The organism is Roseateles asaccharophilus (assembly GCF_004362405.1).
Lineage (GTDB): Bacteria > Pseudomonadota > Gammaproteobacteria > Burkholderiales > Burkholderiaceae_C > Kinneretia > Kinneretia asaccharophila.
In genome coordinates, this window is the sequence record NZ_SNXE01000003.1 from 196112 (window position 1) to 213203 (window position 17092).

Sequence of the window (17092 nt, forward strand, 5' to 3'; positions counted from 1 at the left end):
AGTGTATTACTTGCGCATCACCTTCTCGGAGGGCGTCAGCGCCTCGATATAGGCGGGACGCGAGAAGATGCGCTCGGCGTACTTCAGCAGGGGCAGCGCGTTCTTGGACATGTCGATGCCGTAGTAGTCCAGGCGCCACAGCAGCGGGGCGATCGCCACGTCGAGCATGGAGAAGTCGTCGCCCAGCATGTACTTGTTCTTCAGGAAGATGGGGGCGAGCTGGGTGAGGCGGTCGCGAATCTGGGCGCGGGCCTTCTCCAGCTGCTTGTCGGTCGCCTTGACGGCTTGACCACGACCTTCCAGCACATTCACGTGGGCGAACAGTTCCTTCTCGAAGTTGAGCAGGAACAGGCGCACACGGGCACGGGCCACCGGGTCGCCGGGCATCAGCTGCGGGTGCGGGAAGCGCTCATCAATGTATTCGTTGATGATGTGCGATTCGTACAGGATCAGATCGCGCTCAACGAGGATGGGCACCTCGTTGTAGGGGTTCATCAGCGCGATGTCCTCGGGCTTGGCGAACAGGTCCACATCGCGGACTTCGAAGTCCATGCCCTTCTCGAACAGCACAAAGCGGCAACGGTGCGAATAGGGGCAGGTGGTTCCAGAATAAAGCACCATCATGGCGGCAGGCTCCCGAAGAGTCAGAGGGGTCAAAAAGCAAACGCAGTGGGTGGTCCTGACGACCCTCCCCACTGCGGTATCGGTCCCGGAACAGGCCGGGGCCGTTCGACGCTTACTTCACGTCTTTCCAGTAAGACGCGTTCAAGCGCCAGGCGAACAAGGTGAACACGGACAGGAACAGCAGCACCAGCACGCCCAGACGGAAACGCTGCCCTTGCGCGGGCTCGCCCATCCACTGCAGATAGGCCACCAGATCGGCCACCGCGTCATCGTACTGCGCCGGCGTCAGGGCACCCGGGCTGATCTGCTCGAAGCCCTTGAACACATGCACGGTCTTGCTCTTGTCGTGAGGGTCGACCTCATCCACGAACTTGGCCGTGCGCTGCCCCTGCAATTCCCACATGGCATGCGGCATGGCGACGCTGGGGAAGGCCAGGTTGTTCCAACCCGTGGCCTTGCTGTCGTCGCGGTAGAAGGTCCGCATATAGGTGTACAGGTAGTCGGCACCCGAGCCCTGCGAGGCGCTGGCGCGCGAACGGGCGATCACGGTCAGATCCGGCGGCGTGGCGCCAAACCAGTCCTTGGCCTGCTTGGCATCCATAGAGACCTTCATGGTCTCACCCACCTTGTCGCTGGCGAAGAGCAGATTGCTCTTGATCTGGGCTTCGGTCAGACCCAGATCACGCAGGCGGTTGTAACGCATGAAGGCTGCGGAGTGGCAGTTCAGGCAGTAGTTGACGAACAGCTTGGCACCGTGCTGCAGCGCGGCCATGTCCGTCATCTTTTCCTTGGGGAACTTGTCCCACTCGATGCCGCCGCCTGCGGCGTGGGCGCCGCCAGCCAGGCTCAGACCCGCCGATGCAGCGATCAGCAGCTTCGCGATGATTTTCTTCATCATGATTCTTGGCTCTCCGATGCTGTTCAGTGGGGGTGGAAGGTCACACGGTCGGGCACGGGCTTGGGCGTACCCAGCTTGCTCCACCAAGGCATCAGCAGGAAGAAGCCGAAATAGAACAGCGTACCGACCTGAGACACCAGGGTGCCGGCGTCAGACGGCGGCTTGATGCCCAGATAGCCCAGCACGAGGAAGAAGACCACGAACAGGGCATAGAGGTACTTGTGCCAGTCCGGACGGTAGCGGATGGACTTGACCGGGCTGTGATCCAGCCAGGGCAGGAAGAACAGAATCACCACGGCACCGCCCATGACCACCACGCCCCAGAACTTGGCATCAAACGCCAGCAGCAGCAGCGCACCAACACCGGCACCCAGGGAAATCAGCAGCTTGGCTTTGTGCGAGAAACCGCTCCGCAACCAGACCGCGATGACCGACAAAGCGATGATGCCGACCAGCACATAGACCATCACGTCGGTCGTGGCGCGCAACATCGAATAGAAGGGCGTGAAATACCAGACCGGGGCGATATGGGCCGGCGTCTTGAGCGGGTCAGCCGGGATGAAGTTGTTGTACTCCAGGAAGTAGCCACCCATCTCCGGCGCGAAGAACACGATGGCGGTGAACACCATCAGGAAGATGCCCACGCCAAAGATGTCGTGCACCGTGTAGTAGGGGTGGAAAGGGATGCCATCCAGCGGGCGCCCTTGAGCGTCCTTCTTGGCCTTGATCTCCACACCGTCCGGATTGTTGGAACCCACCTCGTGCAGCGCGATGATGTGCGCCACCACCAAGCCCAGCAGGACCAGGGGCACGGCGATCACGTGGAAGCTGAAGAAGCGGTTCAGGGTGGCGTCGCTCACCACATAGTCACCGCGGATCAGCAGGGCCAGATCCGGGCCGATGAAGGGCACGGCGGCAAACAGGTTCACGATCACCTGGGCGCCCCAGTAGGACATCTGACCCCAGGGCAGCAGATAGCCCATGAAGGCCTCGGCCATCAGGCACAGGAAGATCGCGCAGCCGAAGATCCAGACCAGCTCGCGCGGCTTGCGGTAGGACCCGTAGATCAGCCCGCGGAACATGTGCAGATACACCACCACGAAGAAGGCCGAGGCTCCCGTGGAATGCATATAGCGGATCAGCCAGCCCCAGGGCACATCGCGCATGATGTACTCGACCGAGGCGAACGCCAGGGCGGCGTCCGGCTTGTAGTGCATGACCAGGAAGATGCCGGTGACGATCTGGATCACCAGGACCAGCAGGGCCATGGAGCCGAAGATGTACCACCAGTTGAAATTCTTGGGGGCGTAGTACTCGGAGAGATGCTCCTTGTACATCTTGCTGGCCGGGAAGCGGTTGTCCACCCAGGTCAGCAGCTTGACGCCGGCGGAGGCGCCGGCGGGTGCTTCTTTGAATTCAGCCATGATCTCGCTCCGTCCCGGTTAAGCCTTCTTGTCCTCGCCGATCAGCAGCTTGCTGTCGGAGAGATACATATGGGGCGGCACCTCGAGGTTGTCCGGGGCGGGCTTGTTCTTGAAGACGCGACCCGCCATATCGAAGGTCGAGCCATGGCAGGGGCACAGAAAGCCGCCATGCCAGTCGTCGGGCAGGGAGGGCTGAGGGCCGGTCTGGAACTTGTCGCTGGGCGAGCAGCCCAGGTGCGAGCAGATGCCCACGGCCACAAAGATCTCAGGCTTGATGGAGCGCCACTGATTCTTGGCGTACTCGGGCGTGGGATAGGCCGTGCGATCGGACTTGGGGTCCGCCAGCTGGGCATCCGTGGCCTTGAGCGACTCCAGCTGCTCGGGCGTGCGGCGAACAATCCACACGGGCTTGCCGCGCCACTCCACGGTGGTCTTCTCACCTGGCTTCAGGCTGCTGATATCCACCTCTACCGCCGCACCCGCGGCTTTCGCACGCTCCGAGGGCGTAAAGGTGCTGACAAACGGCACTGCGGTGGCGACGCCACCCACGGCACCGGCACAACCCGTGGCGATTAGCCAGGTGCGTTTGCCTTGGTCCACTTGCTGGTCACTCATGAGGTTCCTCAAACGAGACTTCTGATCGGGGGCAACAGCGGATTCTAACGGACGCTGTCAAGCCCTCCTCTACGGAGCACCCCGGGGCGCCGCGCAGGCGCCACAACCTCTGGTTAGGCCCGATTCCCGAGCGGGGAAGGCGGGCACAATGGGCGCCGCCAAGAAACAACACAGCAAGGGGTGCTCAGATGGGATTCATGTCGGAGTTCAAGGAGTTTGCCGTCAAGGGCAATGTGGTCGATCTGGCCGTGGGCGTGATCATCGGCGGCGCCTTCGGCAAGATTGTCGACTCCATGGTCAAGGATCTGATCATGCCTTTGGTGGGCAAGGCGGTGGGCGGCCTGGACTTCAGCAACTACTTCATCCTGCTGAGCAACCCGCCCGCGGACTTCAAGGGCCCCATGACCTATGAAGCCCTGAGCAAGGCCGGCGTGCCCTTGTTCGCCTACGGCAGCTTCCTGACGATTCTGCTGAACTTCGTGATCCTGGCCTTCATCATCTTTGTGATGGTCAAGCAGATCAACCGCCTCAAGCGCACGGAAGCCGCACCCGCCGCCGCTGCGGAGCCGGCCCCCACTCCGGAAGAAGTGTTGCTGCTGCGCGAGATTCGCGACAGCCTGCGCAAGAACGGTCAGTAAACCGTCCAGGGGCTCAGAACGGCCGGCTGTCAGAATTCCGGCGATCTGAATATCCCGCCTACCCCTGCGCCCTGCAGGACGGGGGCTTTGGCGCGATACTGCCGCAGCACGACTGCGGCGTTCCCGCACCCGTCCGTCCATCCCACGCATGAATTCGCCAGACGTCCGCCTGAATCCTCACCTCGAAGCCGCCCTGCAGCGCCTGCGCACCGCGGCCGAGCAAGCAGCCGAACGAGGCGCCGAGGGCATGGGCATGGCCGCACTCTCGGCGGGTCAACACAAACGGCGCGACGCCCTGCTCTCCGCCCAGTTCCTGTTCCGCAAGCAACAGGCCTTGTTCGGCCAGCGCTTTCACCAAAGCCTGCGTGAGCAGATGGCGGGCGAGCAGCGCCCCAAGCAAGACAGTGCGAGCAGCAAGCCCAACTGGGGCGAGTTGTCGCTGATGAACGACGAGCAGGTCGACGCCATGGTGGCGGCCGACCGGATCGGCCTGGCCATAGGACATCAGAGCGAGTGGGAGCTGCGCGATGTGGAGTCCTACCTGCCCGGACTGGGCGTGGAAGGCGGCGATCGCAACCCGCTGCGGCCGGCCCTCGTGGCCCAGGCCCTGCTGGATGCCATCCATGCGCTGACCGACGATCACGAGGCGCGCCAGTTCCTGATTGACGAGATGACCCGGTCGCTGGCCCAGGAGATGCGGGCCTGCTATGCCGACATCGCCCAGCTGTTCCGCAGCCGGGGCCTGCGCCCCCAGGATCTGCGCGTGAGAGGCACCGAGGCAGCGGGAGGCCACAACACGGTTCAGCACAGCAGCTACGGCCCCCCTGGCCAGACCCTGCACTCCCAGCAAGGCATGAGCGGCTTCAGCAGCCGTGGCGGTCTGGCTGGTAGCGGCCCCGCCGGCTTGGCCACCGGCCGTGGCGGTGCCGGCAGCAGCTGGGGTGCCGCCACCGGCGGCCGTGCCGCGCCCGGCATGCTGGGTGCCGTGGATCCCCAGATGATGGATCTGCTCAGACGCCTGGCCTTCTCGCCTGCCACCCTGCCCACGGCAGACATGGGCGAGATCGGTGAAACCGGCGGCGCGGGCATGAGCACCCTGGCCGGGGGCTGGGAATCCGGCCTGGGCGGCCCGGGTCAGCCCGCCTGGGGCGGGCAGCCCATGCCGCCGAACCTGATCGTCCAGCATCGCGATGAGCTGCGTCAGGCTGCCACGGGGCAGCTCGACCATATGGTGATCGATGTGATCGGCAGCCTGTTCGATCAGATCCTGGCCGATCCCAAGGTGCCGCCGCAGATGGCGCGCCTGATTGCAAGGCTTCAGCTCCCGGTGCTGCGTGCGGCCCTGGGCGACCGCAGCTTCTTCTCCTCGCGCCGGCACCCGGTGCGCCGCTTCATCAACCGCACCGCCTCGCTGGCCTGCGCTTTTGACGACTTTTCCGAAGACCCGGGACGCGAGTTTCTGCGCCGGGTTCGCGAACTGGTCAACGAGGTGGCCGAGGGTGACTTCGAGCGCATGGACGTCTATGAGTCCAAGCTCGATGCGCTGGAGCAGTTCATCGCCGAGCAGAGCGCCCAGGTGCTGCGCGCCGGCAGCGATGCGGCCGCCCTGGTGGAGCGCAAGGAAACCGATCTGCGCCTGCAGCAGCGCTATATGCAGCAGTTGCAGGCCTCGCTGGCCCCGGTGCCCATGCCGGACTTCCTGCGGGAGTTTCTGGCCCAGGTCTGGAGCCAGGCCATCGTCATGGCCGGCCGCGACGGCGGTGCCGAGCGCGAGCAGCGCCTGCGCCAAAGCGGCCGCGATCTGGTCATGAGCGTGCAGCCCAAGGGCGGAACCGCCCAGCGCCAGGCCTTCCTGGCCATGCTCCCGGGCCTGATGCGCAGCCTCAACGAAGGCCTGGATCTGATCGCCTGGCCCGAGGCGGCCCGCAAGAGCTTCTTTGCCGCCCTGCTGCCCGCCCATGCCGAGTCACTCAAGGGTCAGGGCCTGAGCCCCCTGGATCACAATCTGCTGGTCAAGCAGCTCGATGGCGTGTTTGGCGTGGCCGCACCGACCGAGCAGGACCTGCCCGCCGGCGCAGCGCTCGAGGTGCCCGAGGACCTGGACCTCGCTCAGCGCCTGAGTGCCGATGAGGCCAGCCGGCTGGGCCTGGTGCAGGACACCAAGGTGGACTGGGAAGGCCATCTGGACATCGACCTCAGCGCGGGCGAGGCGCCGCTGAGCAGCGTGGACATCAGCATCGACGGCCTGCCCGCCGCCGAAGCCCCGGAGCCCAGCCAGGGCGCCATGCTGCTCGAGCACCTGCAGCTGGGCTTTGCCTACCAGATGAACACCGGCGACCAGTGGCGCAAGGTCCGCCTGGCCCATATCAGCGCCGGCCGCAGCTTCTTCATCTTTACCTACGGCCAAAAGCACCAGGAGACGGTAACCATGACCGCGCGCATGCTCAAGCGCCTGTGCGAGGCCGGCCGGCTCAAGGCCTTTGAAAGCGCCTATCTGCTGGAGCGCGCCACCGCGCGTGCGCGCAAGCAGCTGGCCGAGCTGAGCAAACCGGCCTGATCGGGCCGCCGGATCAGGTCGCCTCGCCCAGCAGGCGCCGCGCCATGCGGATGGCCGCGCGCAGGCTGGCGGGATCGGCCAGGCCACGACCCGCGATGTCGAAGGCCGTGCCATGGTCGGGGCTGGTGCGCACGAACGGCAGGCCCAGCGTCACGTTGACGCCCTCCTCCACCCCCAGATACTTCACCGCGATCAGGCCATGGTCGTGGATCATGGACACCACCAGATCGAACTCGCCCGCGCGCTGCGCGCTGTCGCGGGCGCGCATGAAGACCGTATCCGGCGCGTAGGGGCCGCTCACATCCAGGCCCTCGGCACGCGCCTGCTCGATGGCGGGGGCAATGATCTCGATCTCCTCGCGGCCAAACAGCCCGCCCTCGCCCGCATGCGGATTCAGGCCCGCCACCGCGATGCGCGGCTGCGCGATGCCGAAGCGGCGCAAGGCGGCGGCGCTGATGCGCAGGGTCTGCAGCACGCGCTCGACGCTCAGGGCCTCAATCGCTTCGCGCAGCGCCATGTGGATGGTCACCAGCACCACGCGCAGCTCCTCGTTGGCCAGCATCATGCGCACGGGGGGCGGCTCGCTCCCCGGCGCAGCGGCCAAGGCCTGCAGCATCTCGGTATGGCCGGGATGGTCCACGCCCGCGGCATGCAAGGCCTCCTTGTGGATGGGCGCGGTCACCAGGCCCGCCGCCTGGCCGGCCTGGATGGCCGCCACGGCGGCTTCGATGCAGACCGCCGCCGCCGCGCCGGCGCGCACATCGATGCGGCCCTGGGGCGCCTCCAACAGATCCGCGGGCAGGCCGGGCGGCTGCCAGACCGGCAAGCAGTCGGGCGGCACGCCGGGGAGCTCGGCCAGACTGCCCAGCCGGGCCAGGGGCAGATTCAGGCCACGCTGGCGCAGCGCACGGCGCAGCACGCCCACGTCGCCCACCAGACACAGCCGCTCCCGCCGCGCATCGCTGGCCCAGGCCGCCACCGCGATCTCGGGGCCGATGCCGCAGGCATCGCCCATGGTCAGCAAGAGGGGCAAACCGAAGGCCGGCGCAGCAGAGGTCGCGTTCATGGCGCGATTGTTCCATGCGGCTTTCGGCCTTCAAAAAACGTGCTTCGTCGCACGACCGCAGCGCGCCCCTTCACGCATGCCACACTGCGCGCGGCCGCATCCGGCCCACCCACACAGGCCGCCCATCCCTGGCGGCCACCACAGGAGGAGATTTCATGCCCATCCGCAGTCCTTCCCCCGTAACGCGCACCGCGCTGGCGCCCCTGCTGCTGGCCCTGGCCGCCGCCCTGGCTCCGCTCGCACCGGCCGCAGCGACCACCCCGGGCGCACGCAGCACCCTGCCCGCGCCAAGCCCCGAGGCGCGGCGCCTGCACGCCCTCTTTGCGGAGGCCTGGGAGGACAGCGCTCGCCGCTATCCCGAGTGGGCCACCTACCGCGGCGACCATCGCTACGGCGACAAGCTCAGCGACCACAGCCCCGAGGCCGAGGCCGCCGCACGCGCCCTGCGCCAGCGCTATGAGCAGCGCCTTCGCGCCATCCCGCGCGAGCGACTGAATGCCCAGGACCGGGTCTCCTACGACATGTTCCTGCGCAATCTGCAGCAGGAGCGGGAGCTGGACCGTTACGAGGGCTACCGAAGCCTGAGCATCGGCTCGCTGTGGGGCTTCCACACCAGCCTGGCCAATCTGATGCGTCAGAGCCCCGCCCGCAGCGAAAAAGATCTGCAAAACATCCTTGCGCGCTTCGCGGCCTACCCCAAGCGCGTGGACCAGGAACTCGCCCGCCTGGAACGCGGCCTGCAACTGGGCTGGGTCTCCAGCCGTCCTGTGCTGGAGCGCGCCCTGCAGCAACTCGACGCTCAGCTCAGCGCTGATGTGACGCGCAGCCCCCTCTACGAGCCCTTCAGCCGCAGCGGCAAGGAATTGCCCGAGGCCACGCTCAGCGCCCTGCAGAGCCAGGGCCAGGAAGCGCTGCGCAGCCAGGTCTATCCGGCCATGCGCAAGCTCTCCAGCTTCCTGCGCGAGCGCTACCTGCCCCAGGCCCCGGCCGACGGCGCCTACCAGCGCTACCCGCTGGGCGCTGAGGTCTATGCCGCCCTGGTGCGCCTGCACACGACCACCCCTCTGAGCCCAGACGAGGTGCATGAGATCGGCCTGGCCCAGGTCAAGCGCCTGCGCGCCGAGATGGAGGCCGTGCGCGAGCAGGCCGGCTTCAAGGGCAGCCTGGCCGAATTCATCGCGGCGATCAAGAACGACCCGGCGCAGTACTACCCCGATGGCGAGAGCCTGCTGGCCGGCTACCGCGATATTGCCAAGCGCATCGACCCCGAGCTGCCCCGTCTCTTTGCCGAGCTGCCGCGCGCGCCCTACGGCATTCGCGCCATGCCGGCCTTCATGGGCCCCGGCGCGGCCGAGAACTACAGCCGCCCGGAACCGGGCGGGCGCAGCGCCGGCTGGTTCAATGCCAATGCCCTGGCCTTCCAGCGCAAGCCCAAATGGGCCATGGAGACCCTGGTGGCCCACGAGGCCATGCCCGGCCACCATCTGCAGGGCGCACGCGCGGCCGAGCTGAACGATCTACCCGAGTTCCGCCGCAATGCCTTTATCACCGCCTATGGCGAGGGCTGGGCGCTCTACGCCGAGACCCTGGGCAGCGAGCTGGGCCTGTACCAGACGCCCTACAGCCGCTTCGGCCATCTGCAGGCCCAGATGCTGCGCGCCACCCGCCTGGTGGTGGACACCGGCCTGCATGCCAAGGGCTGGGGTCGCCAGCAGGCCATCGACTACATGCTGGAGCAAGGCGGCGAGGACCCGGTCTTCATCGCCTCCGAGGTGGATCGCTACTACTCCAACCCCGGCCAGGCCCTGGCCTACATGATGGGCAAGCTGCGCATCGAGGCCCTGCGCGACCGTGCCCGTCAGGCCCTGGGCGAGCGCTTCCAGCTGCGTGACTTCCACATGGTGGTGCTGGACCAGGGGGCCGTGCCCCTGGACGTGCTGGAGCGGCGCGTGGACGAGTGGGTGGCCGAGCAGCTCAAGCGGGGCAAGGCCGCAGCACGCAAGCCCTCCTGAGCGCTCCGAGGCTTCAGGCCAGATTGGGCAGGTCGATGAACTGCTGGCGCAGGCCCGGGAAGTCCTGGGCCAGGCGCGCGCCCAGGGCCTGCACACCGTAGCGCTCGGTGGCGTGGTGGCCGGCCGCCACATAGGCCACGCCGGTTTCGGCCGCGTAGTGCGCCTGCGGCTCGGAGATCTCGCCGGTCACGAAGACATCGGCGCCGGCCGCGATCGCCGCCTCGAAAAAGCCCTGGGCCCCGCCGGTGCACCAGGCCACGCGGCGCAGCGCCCGGCCATCGCCCGGCACGGCCAGCACCTCGCGGCCCAGGCGCTGGCGCAGCTGGGCGCTGAACTCGTCCAGCGAGGCCGATGCCGGCAGCGGGCCGGCAAAGCCCAGATCCTGCTCGCCAAAGCGCGCGTCCGCCTGCCAGCCCAGCAGGCGGCCCAGCTGCGCGTTATTGCCCAGCTCGGCATGCGCGTCCAGCGGCAGGTGGTAGGCGAAGAGATTGATGTCGTGCTGCAGCAGACGCTGCAGACGCTGCTTCATCCAGCCGGTGATGCGACCGTCCTGACCGCGCCAGAACAGACCGTGGTGCACCAGGATGGCGTCGGCCCCGGCGGCAATGGCCGCCTCGATCAGGGCCAGACTGGCAGTCACGCCGCAGACCACATGCGCGATCTCGTCGCGGCCCTGCACCTGCAGACCGTTCGGCCCATAATCCTTGAACCGCCCCACATCCAGCAGCTGATTCAGATGGCGATCAATGTCTTGGCGATGGGGCATGGTGGTGAGAGGCGCTAGCGGTGCGAAGAATTTGGCTGATTTTCTCCCAGGCTGTGACCGTGGTCCTGGCCGGGCTGTTCGTGGTGGCAACGCTCAAGCCGCAGTGGCTGCCGCGCGGCGAGCGCAGCCCTGCCACCCTCATCAGCCTGCCCGCCCTGCCCGCCGATACCGGCACGGCTGCCGCGCCAGCGGGCGGCTTCCGCCTGGCGGCCCTGCGCGCCTCGCCGGCCGTGGTCAGCATCACCGCCAGCAAGGCCCCGCCGCGAGGCGCGCGCGGTGCCGACGATCCCTGGCAGCGCTTTCACCGCGGCCTGCGCCCGCAGCGCGAAGCCGAGTCCGAGGACGGTGAGAACACGCCCTTTGGGCTGGGCTCGGGTGTGATCGTCAGCCCCGAGGGCTATCTGCTCACCAACAGCCATGTGGTCAGTGGCGCCGCCGAGATCGAGGTGCAGCTGGCCGACGGCCGCCAGGCCAAGGCCACCCTGGTGGGCAGCGATCCCGAGACCGATGTGGCGGTGCTCAAGATCGCGCTGGATCGGTTGCCCGTGATCGCCCTGGGCAACGATCAGGATCTGCAGGTGGGCGATGCGGTGCTGGCTATCGGCAACCCCTTCAATGTGGGCCAGACCGTGACCTCGGGCATTGTCAGCGCCCTGGGCCGCAATCAGCTGGGCATCAACACCTTCGAGAACTTCATACAGACCGATGCCGCCATCAACCCGGGCAACTCGGGCGGCGCCCTGGTCGATGCCGCGGGCCGTCTGGTGGGCATCAACACCGCCATCTTCTCGCGCAGCGGCGGCAGCCTGGGCATAGGTTTTGCCATCCCCGTGGGCACGGCACGCCAGGTGATGCAGGCCCTGGTGGCCGAGGGTCAGGTGGCGCGCGGCTGGATCGGCGTGCAGACCCGCGAGCTCACGCCCGAGTTCATCGAGGCCTTCAAGCTCAGCATCGAGGACGGCGTGCTGGTCAGCGGCGTGGTGCTGGACGCCCCGGCGGCCAAGGCCGGCATCAAGCCCGGTGATGTGGTCACCCGCGTGGCCGGCACGCCGGTGAACAGCCCGCGCCAGCTGCTGGCGGCCGTGGCCGCGCTCAAGCCGCAGAGCCAAGCCGCGGTGGCGGTGCAGCGCGGCAAGCAGCAGCTCGAGTTTCAGCTCAGGGTGGGGCAGCGGCCGCCGCCCCAGGAATAAGTCCGCGAAAGGCTCAGGCCTGACCGGAAGAGCCGGATGATGAGGAGGCCGAGGCGTCCTCATCCGGCGCCTTGGAATAGCGCATGAACAGGCCCGCGGCCCAGATGCCCACTTCGTAGAGCAGGCACATGGGAATGGCCAAGGCCAGCTGCGACACCACATCGGGCGGCGTCACGATGGCAGCGATCACGAAGGCGATCACGATGAAGTAGCCGCGGAAGTCCCGCAGCTTGGCCACCGTGACCAGGCCCATGCGGGCCAGCACCACCACCACCACCGGCACCTCAAAGGCAGCGCCGAAGGCGATGAACATGCTCATCACAAAGCTCAGATAGGCCTCGATGTCCGGCGCCGCCGTGATGCTCTTGGGCGCAAAGCTCTGGATGAAGGCAAAGACCTTGCCGAACACAAAGAAGTAGCAGAAGGCCACGCCCAGGAAGAACAGCAGGGTGCTGGAGACCACCAGGGGCAGGACCAGACGCTTCTCGTGCGAATACAGGCCCGGCGCCACAAAGGCCCAGATCTGGTAGAGCACCACGGGCAGGGCCAGGAAGAAGGCGGCCAGCAGGGTGATCTTCAGCGGCACCAGAAAGGGCGAGATCACATTGGTGGCGATCATGGTCGAGCCCTGGGGCAGGTTCGCCACCAGGGGTGCGGCCAGCAGATCGTAGAGCGGCCCCGGTCCCGGATAGAGCGCCAGCGCGCCAAAGCACACGCCAATGGCGATAAAGGCGCGGATCAGGCGATCACGCAGCTCAATGAGGTGGGAGACAAAGGGCTGCTCGGTGCCGGCCAGTTCGTCCTCGGGCTTCTGGGAATCGCTCATGGGAAGGGTCGGCGGGGCGGCCGAAAGCGCGCCACGCGTGCGGCACCGGATTGCACATGACGGCGTACACCTTCACGCTGCTTGTACCACTGGGGAGTGGCGCCGCGCTTGAGGCGCCAGTTCTTCTTGGGAGGGCGGTAGCCGGGGGCCGGCAGAGCCGTGCTGTAGGCGCTGCTTTCGTAGCTGGCCTCGTCCAGGCCCGAAGTGGCCTCGGACCAGGTCTGCTCGAAGGCCTGATTGGCCTCGTTGAATTCCTTGTGAACCGTCTGCTCCACGTCGCGAGCTGCCTCCTCGACATGGGTCTTCATCTTCTTGAGCTCTTCGAGCTCGATGGAGCGGTTCACCTCGGCCTTGACGTCGGCCACATAGCGCTGCGCCTTGCCCAGCAGGTGGCCCACGGTACGAGCCACACGCGGCAGGCGCTCCGGCCCGATCACGATCAGCGCCACGGCGCCTATCAGGGCCAGCTTGTCGAAGCCGAAATCAATCATTCAGGACTGCCACGAGGCGTCAGGGGCTGCGGAGTCAAGACTTGGTCTTGGCCTCGACGTCGACGGTGTTGGGGTCATGCGCCTTGCTGGCCGAAACCTGCTGCTGCGGGGCCGCCGCTTCGGCGCCGTTGCCGCTACCGCCGTCCTTCATGCCGTCCTTGAAACCCTTGACGGCGGAACCCAGATCCGAGCCCACGTTCTTGAGCTTCTTGGTACCAAAGATCAGCACCACCACGACCAGCACGATGAGCCAGTGCCAAATGCTGAACGAACCCATAGTCATCTCCTGGAAACAAGACCGCCATTCTAGGGGGCCTGCATGACAATTCTTCGCCGGGGCTTATACGGCCCCGGCCCTCATATGACCGACCTCGGTCCCCCCAGCCCTGCCATGCATGACATGGCCGTTCCTTTGCCGGGCGTCGGTCGGTCCCGGCTCAGCCTTTCGCCCAGGGGCGCGGGCCGCCCATCACATGCATATGCAGGTGATAGACCTCCTGCCCGCCGTCCGCGCCGGTGTTGATCACGGTGCGAAAGCCATTGCTCACGCCCAGCTCCTTCATCAGGCGCGGCGCCAGCACGGCCATGCGGCCCATCAGCTCGGCATGCTCGGGCTGCAGCTCGACCATGCTGGCGATGTGCAGCTTGGGAATGAGCAGGATGTGCACCGGCGCCCAGGGATGGATGTCGTGAAAGCCGAGGATGTGCTCATCCTCATAGACCTTCTTGGCCGGGATCTGGCCGGCGATGATCTTGCAGAAGATGCAGTTGGGATCGTGGCTCATTGAATGGCTTGCTTGGCGTTCAGGGTGGTCCAGCCGCGCACGATGCGGTAGAGGAACCAGATGGAGATCAGGCACCAGGCAATCCAGCCCGGCAGCAGGAGGAGCAGCCACAGCGGTGCGGTCAGCGCATAGGCCAGACCGGCGAACAGCACGCTGCGCAGGCGCCAGCGGAAATGGCTGGCCTGCCAGCTGCCCTGGGCATCGCCGCGCTTGATCAGATCGATCAGCACCGCCACCAGCAGAAGCAGCACGCTCACCTGCATGCCCGGCAGCAGCGCACCCAGGGCCACGATGGTGTGCAGCACATAGCTGACGATGCCCACCGCGCGCAGATTCTGCGCCCGCACGGGATCGAGCACCACGGTCTCGACGGTCTGGTTCATGATGGGCTTCAGCCTCCGCGGTTCTCGGGGCGCTGGGCAAATTCCTGCAGGCCCGAGAGGCCCTCGCGCCGCGCCAGCTCGCGGATCACATCGGCCGGCGTCAGGCCGAACTGCGCCAGCGCGATCATCGAGTGGAACCACAGATCGGCGGTTTCATAGACGATCTTCTGTGCGTCGCCGTCCTTGGCGGCCATCACCAGCTCGGTGGCTTCCTCGCCCACCTTCTTGAGAATGGCATCGGTGCCCTTGCTGAAGAGCTTGGCCACATAGCTGGCGGCGGCATCGCCGCCAGCGGCGGGCTTGCGCGATTCGATGACGGCGGCCACGCGGGCCAGCACGTCCTGGCTGTCGAGTTGGGTCATTTGTAGATGCGCTCCGGGTCCTTGAGCACGGGCTCCACGGTCTGCCAGGCGCCGTTCTCGTAGCGCTGGAAGAAGCAGCTGTGGCGGCCAGTGTGGCAGGCGATGCCGGGCTCGTGCCCCTGCTGCGTGATCTTGAGCAGCACCACATCGTTGTCGCAGTCCAGGCGCATCTCATGCACGATCTGCAAATGGCCGGACTCCTCGCCCTTATGCCAGAGCTTGGCCCGCGAGCGGCTCCAGTAGACCGCCTGACCCAGCTCGGCGGTGCGGGCCAGGGCCTCGCGGTTCATCCACGCGAACATCAGCACATCGCCGCTATCGCGTTCCTGCGCGATCACGGGGACGAGCCCGTCGCGGTCCCATTTGATCTGTTCCAGCCAATCCATGGCGCCAGTGTACTCAGCCAAGATGGGTGGGGCCGGTGTGGCCACGCTCCTGGGCAAACCACTGCAGCACGGGGATGGTGCCGGGCAGCACCGGCTGCTGCTGCACAGGCAGCTGGTCCCACGCCATGCGCTGCTGCTCGCGCATCTCGAACTCGCCGCTCCAATCGAATACCTTGCAGAAGTGCAGGCGCACGCGGGCGTGCGGGTAGTCCATCATCTCCACCTTCCAGGGATGGACCGCGCCGATGGTGATGCCCAGCTCCTCGTGCAGCTCGCGCCGCAGCGCCTGCTCCACCGTCTCGCCGGCCTCCAGCTTGCCGCCGGGGAACTCCCAGTAGCCGGCATAGACCTTGCCCTCGGGCCGCGAGGTCAGCAGGAAACGCCCCTCGCGCCCCTGATCGTCGCGCTCCACCAGCACGCCCACGGCCACATCGACGGGCACGCGTTCCTCAGACATGGTCCAGGCCCTCCGGTGCTTCGCCACGGATGGTGCTGGGCAGCGCCATCTCGGCCGGGCCGCGGCCGGCCAGATCGCGCGCGAACTGGAAGGCCACGCGGCCCGAGCGCGAGCCACGCTCCAGGGCCCAGACCAGGGCCGGCTGACGCGCGGCTGCGATTTGCGCCTCGTCCAGGCCATAGAAGCGCAGCCACTGGACGCAGATCTCCAGGTACTCCTGCTGGCTGAAGGGGTAGAAGCTGATCCACAGGCCGAAGCGCTCGGACAGGGAGACCTTCTCCTCGATGGCCTCGCCGGGATGCAGCTCGCCGTTCTCGTCCATCTTGGCCGCCAGGTTGTCCTTCATCTGCTCGGGCAGCAGATGGCGGCGGTTGCTGGTGGCGTAGATCAGCACGTTGTCGCTGGCCGCGGCCACCGAGCCGTCCAGCATGGACTTCAGGGCCTTGTAGCCCAGCTCGCCCTCGTCGAAGCTGAGGTCGTCGCAGAAGATCACGAAGCGCTCCGGCCGGCCCGCCACCAGATCCACCAGATCGGGCAGGTCCACCAGATCGCTCTTGTCCACCTCGATGAGGCGCAGGCCCTGGGCGGCAAACTCGTTGAGCACGGCCTTGATCAGCGAGCTCTTGCCCGTGCCACGGGCGCCGGTGAGCAGCACATTGTTGGCTGGTCGGCCGGCCACGAACTGCTCGGTATTGCGCAGCAGGCGCTCCTTCTGCGGCTCCACCTCCTTGAGGTCGGCCAGGCGTATGGTGGCCACATGGCGCACCGGCTCCAGCACCAGGCGGCCGGCGCGGCGGCGGCCGCGGAAGGCCACGGAGGCACTCCAGTCTGGCGCGGTCAAGGGCTGAGGCAAGACGGCTTCAAGCCGGCTCAGCAGCGCTTCGGCGCGCTGCATCAGGGAGGTCAGGGCTTCTGGAGAGGCGGACATAGGGCCGCCAGTTTATAGGGCGCCGCAGAGACTCAGCCCAGCAGCATGCGCAGCGCGGGTTCCAGCTGTTCGCTGGGCATGCGCTTGAAGCCGGAACGCGCATAACGCTGCAGCCTACCGATCACAAAGCTGATCAGCACCGAGGCCTGGGCCTGGGCATCGACCGTGGGCGTGGCGGAGCCGGAGTCCTCGGCCGCCTGGCGCAGGCCCTGGCGCAGCGCACTCTCGATGCGGTCGAAGAACTGGTTCATGCGCGCCACCAGGCGCTCGTTCTCGTAGACCAGGGCGTCGCCCACCATCACGCGGGTCATGCCGGGATTGCGCTCGCCGAACTGCAAGAGCACGGCCACGATCTTCTGGGCCTGCACCAGGCCCGAGGCCTCGCGCTCGCCGATCTGCTTGACCAGGGTGAAGATGCTGCTCTCGATGAACTCGATCAGGCCCTCGAACATCTGGGCCTTGCTGGCGAAGTGGCGATACAGGGCCGCCTCGCTCACCTCCAGCTTGGCGGCCAGGGCCGCGGTGGTGATGCGCTCGGAGCCGGGCTGCTCCAGCATGCCGGCCAGGGTCTGCAGGATCTGCACCCGGCGTTCCCCGGGGCGAGGCCGCTTGCGAGGCGCCTCGGGAGCGGCGGGGACATCATCCGGGAGTGCTTCTGCAGGAATGGCGGCGTGCATCGGGTCC

Annotated in this window: 20 protein-coding genes; 4 read left to right on the forward strand and 16 right to left on the reverse strand. The window is 66.9% G+C overall.

Annotated features, from left to right (window positions below):
- Positions 1-6: 6 nt before the first annotated feature.
- From DFR39_RS08725 to petA, 4 genes are all read right to left on the reverse strand, one after another.
- Positions 7-624 carry a glutathione S-transferase N-terminal domain-containing protein gene (locus tag DFR39_RS08725; RefSeq protein WP_133603169.1) on the reverse strand — a complete coding sequence of 206 codons (618 nt, stop codon included), beginning with the start codon at positions 622-624 and terminating at the stop codon, positions 7-9.
- A gap of 112 nt (positions 625-736) precedes the next feature.
- Positions 737-1519 (reverse strand): cytochrome c1, encoded by a 783-nt coding sequence (locus tag DFR39_RS08730; protein ID WP_162849482.1) that lies wholly within the window; start codon positions 1517-1519, stop codon positions 737-739.
- A gap of 26 nt (positions 1520-1545) precedes the next feature.
- Positions 1546-2946 (reverse strand): cytochrome b, encoded by a 1401-nt coding sequence (locus tag DFR39_RS08735; protein ID WP_133603170.1) that lies wholly within the window; start codon positions 2944-2946, stop codon positions 1546-1548.
- A gap of 18 nt (positions 2947-2964) precedes the next feature.
- Positions 2965-3561 carry a ubiquinol-cytochrome c reductase iron-sulfur subunit gene (petA, locus tag DFR39_RS08740; protein WP_133603171.1) on the reverse strand — a complete coding sequence of 199 codons (597 nt, stop codon included), beginning with the start codon at positions 3559-3561 and terminating at the stop codon, positions 2965-2967.
- A gap of 188 nt (positions 3562-3749) precedes the next feature.
- On the opposite strand from petA, the gene mscL reads away from it, so the two are divergent.
- The gene (mscL, locus tag DFR39_RS08745; RefSeq protein ID WP_133603172.1) at positions 3750-4199 is read left to right on the forward strand and encodes a large conductance mechanosensitive channel protein MscL; all 450 of its coding nucleotides are present in this window, start codon (positions 3750-3752) and stop codon (positions 4197-4199) included.
- Positions 4200-4347: 148 nt separating this feature from the next.
- Positions 4348-6756 carry a DUF1631 family protein gene (locus DFR39_RS08750; protein ID WP_133603173.1) on the forward strand — a complete coding sequence of 803 codons (2409 nt, stop codon included), beginning with the start codon at positions 4348-4350 and terminating at the stop codon, positions 6754-6756.
- A gap of 13 nt (positions 6757-6769) precedes the next feature.
- Here DFR39_RS08750 and pdxA read toward each other — a convergent pair whose 3' ends face one another.
- A complete protein-coding gene (gene pdxA / locus DFR39_RS08755; protein ID WP_133603174.1) occupies positions 6770-7822 on the reverse strand; it encodes a 4-hydroxythreonine-4-phosphate dehydrogenase PdxA in 1053 nt (350 codons plus the stop codon).
- Between the two features lie 155 nt (positions 7823-7977).
- Here pdxA and DFR39_RS08760 point away from each other — a divergent pair, with 155 nt between their 5' ends.
- Positions 7978-9834: a DUF885 domain-containing protein gene (locus tag DFR39_RS08760; RefSeq protein WP_162849467.1), complete on the forward strand. Its 1857-nt coding sequence runs from the start codon at positions 7978-7980 to the stop codon at positions 9832-9834.
- A gap of 13 nt (positions 9835-9847) precedes the next feature.
- On the opposite strand, the gene DFR39_RS08765 is transcribed toward DFR39_RS08760, so the two are convergent.
- Positions 9848-10600, reverse strand: coding sequence for a Nif3-like dinuclear metal center hexameric protein (locus DFR39_RS08765; RefSeq protein WP_133603176.1), 753 nt, complete (start codon positions 10598-10600; stop codon positions 9848-9850).
- Between the two features lie 20 nt (positions 10601-10620).
- Between DFR39_RS08765 and DFR39_RS08770 the strand changes: the two genes are divergently transcribed.
- Positions 10621-11790: a S1C family serine protease gene (locus tag DFR39_RS08770; RefSeq protein WP_133603177.1), complete on the forward strand. Its 1170-nt coding sequence runs from the start codon at positions 10621-10623 to the stop codon at positions 11788-11790.
- A 13-nt stretch (positions 11791-11803) separates the two neighbouring features.
- On the opposite strand, the gene tatC is transcribed toward DFR39_RS08770, so the two are convergent.
- The 10 genes from tatC to slmA form a co-directional block, all read right to left on the reverse strand.
- On the reverse strand, positions 11804-12616 hold the full coding sequence (tatC, locus tag DFR39_RS08775; protein ID WP_133603178.1) for a twin-arginine translocase subunit TatC: 813 nt from the start codon (positions 12614-12616) through the stop codon (positions 11804-11806).
- Positions 12613-13107: a Sec-independent protein translocase protein TatB gene (gene tatB, locus DFR39_RS08780; RefSeq protein WP_133603179.1), complete on the reverse strand. Its 495-nt coding sequence runs from the start codon at positions 13105-13107 to the stop codon at positions 12613-12615. The genes tatC and tatB overlap by 4 nt, the downstream gene beginning before the upstream one ends.
- 34 nt (positions 13108-13141) lie before the next feature.
- Positions 13142-13384 (reverse strand): Sec-independent protein translocase subunit TatA, encoded by a 243-nt coding sequence (gene tatA, locus DFR39_RS08785; protein WP_133603180.1) that lies wholly within the window; start codon positions 13382-13384, stop codon positions 13142-13144.
- Positions 13385-13544: 160 nt separating this feature from the next.
- On the reverse strand, positions 13545-13892 hold the full coding sequence (locus DFR39_RS08790) for a histidine triad nucleotide-binding protein (protein WP_133603181.1): 348 nt from the start codon (positions 13890-13892) through the stop codon (positions 13545-13547).
- Positions 13889-14275 carry a hypothetical protein gene (locus DFR39_RS08795; RefSeq protein WP_133603182.1) on the reverse strand — a complete coding sequence of 129 codons (387 nt, stop codon included), beginning with the start codon at positions 14273-14275 and terminating at the stop codon, positions 13889-13891. The genes DFR39_RS08790 and DFR39_RS08795 overlap by 4 nt, the downstream gene beginning before the upstream one ends.
- 8 nt (positions 14276-14283) lie before the next feature.
- Entirely contained in the window at positions 14284-14637 is a 354-nt protein-coding gene (locus DFR39_RS08800; protein ID WP_133603183.1) for a phosphoribosyl-ATP diphosphatase, read from the reverse strand.
- A complete protein-coding gene (gene hisI, locus DFR39_RS08805) occupies positions 14634-15023 on the reverse strand; it encodes a phosphoribosyl-AMP cyclohydrolase (RefSeq protein ID WP_133603184.1) in 390 nt (129 codons plus the stop codon). The genes DFR39_RS08800 and hisI overlap by 4 nt, the downstream gene beginning before the upstream one ends.
- 13 nt (positions 15024-15036) lie before the next feature.
- Positions 15037-15480: an NUDIX domain-containing protein gene (locus tag DFR39_RS08810; protein WP_133603185.1), complete on the reverse strand. Its 444-nt coding sequence runs from the start codon at positions 15478-15480 to the stop codon at positions 15037-15039.
- Positions 15473-16408, reverse strand: a complete 936-nt coding sequence (locus tag DFR39_RS08815) for an ATP-binding protein (protein WP_133603186.1) — start codon at positions 16406-16408, stop codon at positions 15473-15475. Before DFR39_RS08815 ends, DFR39_RS08810 begins: the two co-directional genes overlap by 8 nt.
- Before the next feature lie 32 nt (positions 16409-16440).
- Entirely contained in the window at positions 16441-17085 is a 645-nt protein-coding gene (gene slmA, locus DFR39_RS08820) for a nucleoid occlusion factor SlmA (protein WP_211343840.1), read from the reverse strand.
- Positions 17086-17092: the final 7 nt, after the last annotated feature.